Source organism: Bradyrhizobium erythrophlei (assembly GCF_042430365.1).
In the GTDB taxonomy this organism is placed as follows: domain Bacteria; phylum Pseudomonadota; class Alphaproteobacteria; order Rhizobiales; family Xanthobacteraceae; genus Bradyrhizobium; species Bradyrhizobium erythrophlei.
In genome coordinates this window covers 106,566-113,128 of the sequence record NZ_JBHMET010000054.1, presented here as the reverse complement: position 1 = coordinate 113,128, position 6,563 = coordinate 106,566, and the positions used below count along the sequence as shown (strand labels likewise).

Annotated in this window: 4 protein-coding genes; 2 read left to right on the top strand and 2 right to left on the bottom strand. The window is 62.9% G+C overall.

Annotated elements, in window-relative coordinates; translation table 11 throughout:
- The first annotated feature begins 279 nt into the window (after nt 1-279).
- Nucleotides 280-1,194 carry a DMT family transporter gene (locus ACFFWD_RS09575; RefSeq protein WP_376964173.1) on the top strand — a complete coding sequence of 305 codons (915 nt, stop codon included), beginning with the start codon at nt 280-282 and terminating at the stop codon, nt 1,192-1,194.
- Between the two features lie 76 nt (nt 1,195-1,270).
- Here the strand turns inward: ACFFWD_RS09575 and ACFFWD_RS09570 are convergent, their stop codons facing one another.
- Nucleotides 1,271-2,608 (bottom strand): hypothetical protein, encoded by a 1,338-nt coding sequence (locus ACFFWD_RS09570; protein ID WP_376964170.1) that lies wholly within the window; start codon nt 2,606-2,608, stop codon nt 1,271-1,273.
- A 737-nt stretch (nt 2,609-3,345) separates the two neighbouring features.
- On the opposite strand from ACFFWD_RS09570, the gene ACFFWD_RS09565 reads away from it, so the two are divergent.
- Complete coding sequence (locus ACFFWD_RS09565; protein WP_446680516.1) at nt 3,346-5,130, top strand: methyl-accepting chemotaxis protein; 1,785 nt, start codon at nt 3,346-3,348, stop codon at nt 5,128-5,130.
- 136 nt (nt 5,131-5,266) lie between these two features.
- Here the strand turns inward: ACFFWD_RS09565 and argE are convergent, their stop codons facing one another.
- Nucleotides 5,267-6,436: an acetylornithine deacetylase gene (argE, locus tag ACFFWD_RS09560; protein ID WP_376964167.1), complete on the bottom strand. Its 1,170-nt coding sequence runs from the start codon at nt 6,434-6,436 to the stop codon at nt 5,267-5,269.
- Nucleotides 6,437-6,563 lie beyond the last annotated feature (127 nt).

The window sequence follows — 6,563 nt, the reverse complement described above, 5'->3', positions numbered from 1 at the left end:
TGGCCGTCGTCACCCTCGCTGCAATTGCCTTATGGCTGCGCTAAGTGTCCACACGACCTAAAGCATGATCCGGAAAAGTGTGAAGCGGTTTTCCGAAAAGATCATGCTCAAACAAGAAGCTAAAGCGCGATGACGATTTAACCTAAACTCATCGCGCTTTAGCGCGTTTTCGAGCGAAGTGGATGTTCGCGTGAAGAAAACGCGCCAAAACAAGAATCTAGAGCTTCGGTTCTGATTCAATCAGAACCGAAAATGTTCTAGCCCTGATCGGACGTCATCTTGAAGCTCTCACCCAATCTTCGCGGCAGCCTGTTCATGGCTGCGGCCATGGCCAGCTTCACGGTGAACGACGCCATCACCAAGGCGGTGTCGTCGGAGCTCAATATCGGGGAGATACTCCTCGTCCGCGGCGGGTTCGCGATGGTGCTGATCGCGGCGCTCGCCGTTCATCGCAAGGCGCTCCGCAGCCTGCGCGCGCTTCTGGTCTGGCCGGTGGCCTTGCGCGTCATCGGCGAGATCGGCGGCACGCTGACCTATGTCGCGGCGATCTCGCAGATCCCGCTCGCGAACGCGTCGGCGATCTTCCAGGCGCTGCCGCTTGTCATCACGCTCGGTGCGGCGCTGGTGTTCGGCGAGCCGGTCGGCTGGCGGCGCTGGCTCGCGATCACGGCCGGTTTCATCGGCGTGCTCGTCATCGTCCGGCCCGGCGCGGAGGGCTTTAGCCAACCCGCGCTGTTTGCGCTGGCGTCGGTCGGCTTCTGCGCGGTGCGCGATCTCGCGACCCGGCGCATTCCGAAGGAATTGCCGACCGTCTTCATCACGCTGTTGACGACGGTCACCGTGACGACGGCGGGCGCCGTCATTCTGGTCCCGCTCGGCGGCTGGAAAGCGCCGTCGGGCCATGCCCTCGGGCTTCTCGCGCTCACCGCGGTCCTGATCCTGATCGGCTATCAATGCATCATCGCGGCGCTGCGCAGCGGCGATATCTCGGCGGTGGCGCCATTCCGCTACCTGGCGCTGCTGTGGGCGATGCTGCTCGGCTATCTCGTTTTCGGCCACCAGCCGGATGGTCCGATGCTTGCCGGTGCCGCCATCATCGTGCTGTCCGGCCTCTATGCCTTTTACCGCGAACGCAAGCGCGACGAACTCCGTCCCGCGGCAACCGGGCCCGGCTTGCCGCCGGACGGGCTGTGATCGAAGCCGGCGCGACCTGAGACGTTCCTCGAAGCGAGAAAGCGGCGATGACGATTCATCCAAATCTCATCGCGCTTTAGTGCGGGCTCGACGGCGGTTTCGGCTCGTCGTCAATGCGCCCGATCCTCGGCTTCAGATGCGCGGTTGCGGATTGCTCGGGCGACGGGGATTTTCGAGGCGGCGCCTTCGCGCCGTCGCCGCCCTTGGCGGCGGTATCGAGCAGGTCCTTCCCCTCATGGTAGCGGCCGTCCAGGCTGCTGTTGATAACGTCCCATATCTGCCGCAGGCGCCTGACGTGGAGATCGTCGCGAATGTAGGAGATGACGGCGCCGAGCACGTCCTTCGGATCAACCTTGCGCTCGCTGCCCTTCGCTCCGGTTTGCGGGACCGGAGACGTGTCGGTCGCAACCGTGCCGGCATCCGCGCCCAGCAGGATGCGGGTGACCCGTTCCTTCAGCAGCGGATTATCCACACAGCGCTCGAGATCGAAGATCGTGCGGACATGAATTTCGCGCAACGCGATCGTCCGCGCCGGTCCGACGGCGAGGATGAGTTGCGCCTGGGCAACCCAATCGATGACCTCGTAGAGCCCATAGGGCGTCTCGACGAAGATCTGGATCGGGTTGATCGTCGCCAGGTTCTGCACGTCCTCGATTTCGAATTCGCCGAGACGGAGCTTCATGAAGGGGTCGATGCCCAGGATCATGTCCAGCGGCAGCTCCTCCTGAAGCGCCTTGCTTGCCGCGCTGACGCGCCGCAGGCGAACCCAGGGAAACTTGGCGATCAGCGCGCTGATGAAGAGATCGGGGACGAATCCGATGATGAAGGCCGCCGCAATCCTGAGTTTCCCTGTCGGATCGATCGGATTCAGGATTCCGCTTTGCGCGACCGCCGCGCAGACGAACAGCGCGAGCGTGACGTGCAGGAACGACGCGAAGAACGAGATCGGCGACAGGTCGAAGTTTGCGATCCGCCGGACCAGATACTGCAGCGTCCAGATATAGCTGCTCAGGAATGTGTAGGTAACCATTCCCTGCCAGCCCTCGGGCTTCGCGTAATAGCTCAAATTGTCGGGTGCGCGCGGTGAAAACGCAAACTCGAAGCAAAGGAAGGTGAGCAGGACGTAGATCGCGACCGGAAAGACGTAGTAGCGGATCGAATTGGCGTTCGTCGTGCTGGTCCGTTCCGGATTGGATGCCGGATCGTACTTGTATTTGACCAGTTCGAATGACGGCAGAATGATCGGCCGGCCGTCGGATTTGGCGAACTGGAACAGCCTTTCGAGGTCGACCACGATCTCGCGGCGGGAGGCGCGCACATTCATGCGGCCGACATACACGCCGATCGGAACGAGCAGGCTGAAGGTGGCGATGGCTATCGCGCGAAGAATATCGTCACTGAGAATTGGGTGCATGAGTATCCGCCTTTGCTATCGGGACGTCATTGACGTCCGCGGCCCTCGTGACGGTCACGTTGGCGTCCGGCGGCGTGCAACTGCGAGCTGCTCGCACGCATCAATCGCACCTTGAAGATCAGACCGGCGATTGGTGCGGACACGTCGAACCACACCTCATGTCCGTCGAGGGGCGCTTCAAGAAACATTTCCGGCAATGCACTGCGTTCAATTCAAGACGTCTATTATCCTAACAATCAACCACAGATTGAGATTGCGCGCAAGCGACCGTCTCACTGGGAGCGGCGTCGATCCTGGAGCGCAGGCAGGACCGAGTTGTGGCCCGCCAGGCGGCTTGAGTTCGCGGCGCGGCATTGGCACGTCAATTAGGTCAACAACTCTGCACTGGTTCAGGTCGCACCCCATTTTGAAGTTCTCCCTGAATGTTCACGCGGGCTGTTCATGTGAGACACAAGCCATGATCCGCTCTACAGAGTCATGTCATGCAACGTACATAAGCCGATCACCACGGCCGTGCTCGCGCAGCATCCGGTGGATGTCGGAGAACATCCGCGCCTATCTCCAATAGCATGCGCGTACAACTTACGGCTCGGCGCGAGCGTGATTTGCCGAATTTGCAAGTGATTTTTTGCCGCAGAAGCACTCGGGAAACTACGGTACCGGAATTTTACTGGGCATAAAGGCCCCGCTTCGTAGTGCTGACTCAACTCGATCAACCCAAGAGGGGGGGACAGCCGGTGCCGACGGTCAAGACGACGTTCATTATCCTCAGCAGCGTTTCCGTGATTGCCGGCATTGCGACAGCGGTCGCGATCATGAAGTCGCGCGGCGCGTCGGCTGAGGAGGCGGCTGCGTATGAGAGCCGCTATCGATCGTATCTGCTTGCGGACGAGTTGCGGCAGAGCTCCGACGATCTCACTCGTCTCGGTCGGACCTACGTCGTCACCGGGGATGCGTCCTACAAGCAGCAGTACCTCGATATTCTCAGCATTCGAAACGGCGAGAAGCCGCGCCCGCAATCCTATCACCGGATCTATTGGGACTTCGTCGCCGGCGGCAATGCGAAGCCGCGCTCCGACGACGCGGCGGTTTCGCTTCAGGCCTTGATGAAGAAACAGGGGTTCACCGACGGCGAGTTCAAGCAGCTCGACGAGGCGCAGAGGAATTCGGACGGACTGGTCAAGCTCGAGGTCGAGGCGATGAACCTTGTCGAAGGCAAGGACAAGGACGGCAAGGCGCTGCCGGCGCCGGATCGCGCCCGCGCGATCGAGCTGCTGCATTCCAGGCAGTATCACCAGTTCAAGTCACAAATCATGGCGCCGATCGACCGCTTCTTCGTGATGCTGGACGAGCGCACCCAGTCGCGGATCGACGATGCGTCGTCGGCGGCCGCGCTTTGGCGGACCGCCTCGCTGATCTCGATCGGGCTATTGGTGATCTCGGTATTGACGCTGTGCGCCTACATCTATCGCTTCGTGGTCCGCAGCCTGTCGAAATTCCAGGACACGACCAGGGCGTTGTCGGCGGGCAATTTCGACGTTGTCGTCGAGGAGACCGGACGTCAGGACGAGATCGGCATCATCGCCCGCTCGATGGTAGAGTTCCGCGACGGGCTGAAGCGCGCCAAGCAGTTGCAGGACGCGGAGGAGGTCGAGCGGGCCGCCAAGGATCGCCGGGCAAATCTGCTCGATACGCTGGTCAAGCGCTTCGAGCAGACCATGCAGCAGATTGTCGGAAGCGTGAGCTCGGCGTCAACCGAGCTGGAGGCGACCGCGACCTCGCTGACGAATACCGCAGATCACACCCAGAAGCTGGCGGGAGTCGTGACCGATGCGTCCGAGAACGCCTCGGCCAACGTCCAGTCGGTCGCGTCCGCAACCGATGAGCTCACCGCCTCGATCAACGAGATCAGCCGCCAGATGCAGGAATCGACCAGGATCGCGGCGGCGGCCGTCGACCAGGCCCGCGCCACCGACGACCGGATCAACGCGCTGTCGGAAGCGGCAAACCGGATCGGCGACGTGGTCAAGCTGATCACGACGATCGCCGAACAGACCAACCTGCTCGCGCTCAACGCGACGATCGAGGCGGCCCGCGCCGGCGAGGCGGGCCGGGGCTTTGCTGTTGTGGCGCAGGAGGTCAAGGAACTCGCGGCGCAGACCGCAAAGGCGACCGGGGAAATCGGCGGCCAGGTCACGTCGATCCAAAACGCCACCGGGGAGTCGGTCGCCGCGATCAAGCAGATCGGCGACACCATTTCCCAGATATCGAGCATCGCCACCACGATCGCGGCGGCGGTCGAGGAGCAGGGCGCCGCGACGACCGAGATCGCCCGCAATGTGCAGCGGGCCTCGGACGGGACGCGTGAAGTGTCCAGCAGCATCACGCAGGTCAATTCCGGCGCGCAGCAAACCGGAGCCGCCTCGTCGCAGGTGTTGTCCTCGGCCAAATCGCTGGCCGCGGAAAGCAGCCGGTTGCAAGCCGAGGTAGCCCGGTTCCTCAGCGAGGTTCGCGCGGCCTAGCCGCAGGAGGTCGGGCGGGTTAGCCAACGGGTCCGCGCGATGCGCGGCCCGATGACAGGCTCCGCGTAACCCGCCGCTTCTCAAGGACGCGAGATGGCGGGTTACGCTTGCGCTAACCCGTCCTGCGGCTACGGCACTACTTTGCGCAATGCGCGATCAGCTTCTCGACAAAGCCGGCGCAGCTCATCAGCTGCGACAGCTCGACGAATTCATCCGGCGTGTGGGCCTGCGCGATCGAGCCGGGGCCGACGACCACCGACGGCACGCCGGCCATGCTGACGAACAGGCCCGCCTCGGTGCCGAAGGCGACCTTGGCGTGGTCGTTGCGGCCGGCGAGCTGCTTTGCGAGGGTGACGAAGGGGACGTCGGCCGGCGTATCGAGCGCGGGGTAGTCGAGGATCTCCTCGAAATCGATGCCGCAGTCCGGATGGCGCTTGCGCATCGCGGGTTCGATCTCGGCCCGGGCCCAGGCGATGATCGCGTCCGTCACCTGCCTTGACTCCCTGATCCCGATGCCGCGGCACTCGAATTCTACGGTGCAATGGTCGGGCACGATGTTCAGCGCGGCGCCGCCATGCACGATGCTGGTGAGCAGCGTTGTGTGCGGGACGTCGTAGAGGCTGTCACGCTCGCGTTCGGCGGCGAGCAGCGCGGCGCGGCGGCGGATTTCCGTGATCAGGTCGGCGGCGTATTCGATGGCGTTCACGCCGTCGGGCGCGATCGAGGAGTGGCGGGCGAGCCCGCGAAACGTCGCGCGCACGCCGTGCTTGCCCTTGTGGCCGATGATCACCTGCATCTGCGTCGGCTCGCCGACGAAACAGCCGAGCGGCTTCACCGGCTTGCGGCTGACCTCGCGCAGCATCGGACGCACGCCGACGCAGCCGATCTCCTCGTCATAGGAAATCGCCAGATGGATCGGCGTTTTCAGATCGGCCGCGAGCATCTCCGGAACCATGGCGAGGCAGACGGCGACAAAGCCCTTCATGTCGGTGGTGCCGCGACCGTAGAGCCGGCCGTCATGCTCGATGAGCTCGAACGGATTGTGCGTCCAGTCCTGTCCCGCCACCGGAACCACGTCGGTGTGTCCCGACAGCACGAAGCCCGCTTTGTCCTCGGAGCCGATGGTGACCCAGAGCGAGGCCTTTTGCCCGGTCTCGTCCGTGGTCCGTTGTCCGCTGATGCCGTGCGACGCGAGGTAGCTCTCGATATAGGCGATCAGAGGCAGGTTCGAGCGATCGCTCACCGTGTCGAAGGCGACGAGGTCGGCGAGGACTTTGCGGATTCGGTCGGGGCGTTGGCTTTGCATGGTCCGGCTCATTCGCCTGGGATCGAGGAGGGGCGTCATTTTGCTGGCACTGATTTGCCCGACGGGTCAAGTCCCCGCGAAAGAAATATTTCGGTTTTTCGGAATCGCAAATCAGTCTATGATTTCT